This window comes from Pseudoalteromonas luteoviolacea S2607, from assembly GCF_001625575.1.
Lineage (GTDB): Bacteria > Pseudomonadota > Gammaproteobacteria > Enterobacterales > Alteromonadaceae > Pseudoalteromonas > Pseudoalteromonas luteoviolacea_E.
On record NZ_AUXV01000057.1, the window covers coordinates 1 to 1,685 of the forward strand.

The window sequence follows — 1,685 nt, forward strand, 5'->3', positions numbered from 1 at the left end:
CAGCCTTTGCTGTGCAAATGAGACAGGTAGCTGGTCATTTTCTCGCGCCACGGCCACCAAAGGAGGGTAAACAGATACGTGCTGGCCCTGCTCTATTACCGCTGCTAAATCTCGAAGACAGGGCGTTTCAAAAATGGTGTGTACTGGCACGTCTATTTCAAAATGTGCGCGAATATCAGATACCAATCTCACTGACAGCAACGAGTGCCCCCCGAGATTGAAGAAATTCGCCGCAGCACTGATGGTATCCGCATCCATATTCAGCAGTTCAGCCCAAATGCCTGCCAAGGTCTGTTCAGTGTTTGTTGACGGCGCTTCATATGCCCCCTGTAAGGCACTGCCATCTGGTATCGGCAGCGCTTTTCTGTCCACTTTACCGTTAGGCGTGACAGGCCAATCCTCCACAACAACCAAGAAGTTGGGCACCATAAACTCAGGTAAGCGTTGATTCAATTCAGACTTGAGCGAACCAACATACTCTGCGTATTCGACGTGTGAGATCTGAATGCAAGGCTTTACATATCCTAGCAATTGTTGGCAACCACCCACCTCTTTAGCCATCACTAACGCAGAATCGACAGATTCATTTTGCGCTAGCTGGTTTTCAATTTCACCAAGCTCAATCCTAAAACCGCGGATCTTAACTTGAGAGTCAATTCTGCCTAGATACTCAATATTGCCGTCATCAGACCAACGTGCTAAGTCACCACTTTTATACATACGCATGCCAGGTGTGAACCGATTAATAATGAACTTTTCTTCCGTCAGTTCCGGGCGGTTTAAGTAGCCCCTTGCCAGGCCGTCTCCAGCAATATACAGTTCACCAGGTACCCCAATGGCAACCGGGTTGTTATATGGGTCTAAAATGTAGATCTGAGTATTTGCGATAGGAGCACCAATAGGCACTGACGATGAATTGAGGCCTGCGCAGTCGTAAGCTGTAACGTCTATCGCTGCTTCTGTCGGTCCATAGAGGTTATGTAACTTTGCTTGCGTAAATCGAGTGACATAATCATAAACCGCTTTGCAGTCTAACGCCTCCCCACTACAAAAGATTTGTCTCACACTGGGGCTGTTTTTTTCAACACCATCTAAATAAGCGTTAAACATAGAGGGCACAAAATGCAAAGTCGTGACTTTTTCTTTGTTGATAAGCGCTGCTAAATACTGTGCATCTTTGTGGCCCTCAGGTTTGGCCATCACGATTGAAGCGCCTGCCATCATCGGCCATACAAATTCCCATACCGAGACATCAAAACTGAATGGCGTTTTCTGTAACACCGTATCTTCATGGGTCAATTGATACTGTTGTTGCATCCAGTAAATTCGGTTCATTAAGGCTTGATGCTCTACCATAACCCCCTTGGGTTTACCAGTAGACCCCGATGTGTAAATAACATACGCGAGATTAGACACCGTTAACGCGTTTTGAGGTAGTGGCGCTGTTGAGTAACGATGGCAAAAGTGCTTAGTTTCTAATCCCATTCCATCTAATAATAATAGACTCCCATTAAACTCCGATAAGACTGTACACACCTGATTTTGGCTCAATACCACATCAAGCGCTGCATCTTCTAACATGTAGACTAGACGTTCTTGCGGATAGCTTGGGTCGAGCGGCACATACGCCCCGCCAGCTTTCAATATACCAAAGATCCCAATCACCATTTCTAAGGAGCGCTCCA

At 46.4% G+C, this 1,685-nt stretch carries 1 protein-coding gene; it reads right to left on the bottom strand.

The window, feature by feature from the left end; genetic code table 11:
* Positions 1-1,685: non-ribosomal peptide synthetase (locus N480_RS20160; protein WP_155732914.1), on the bottom strand; the 1,685-nt coding region annotated here is incomplete at both ends.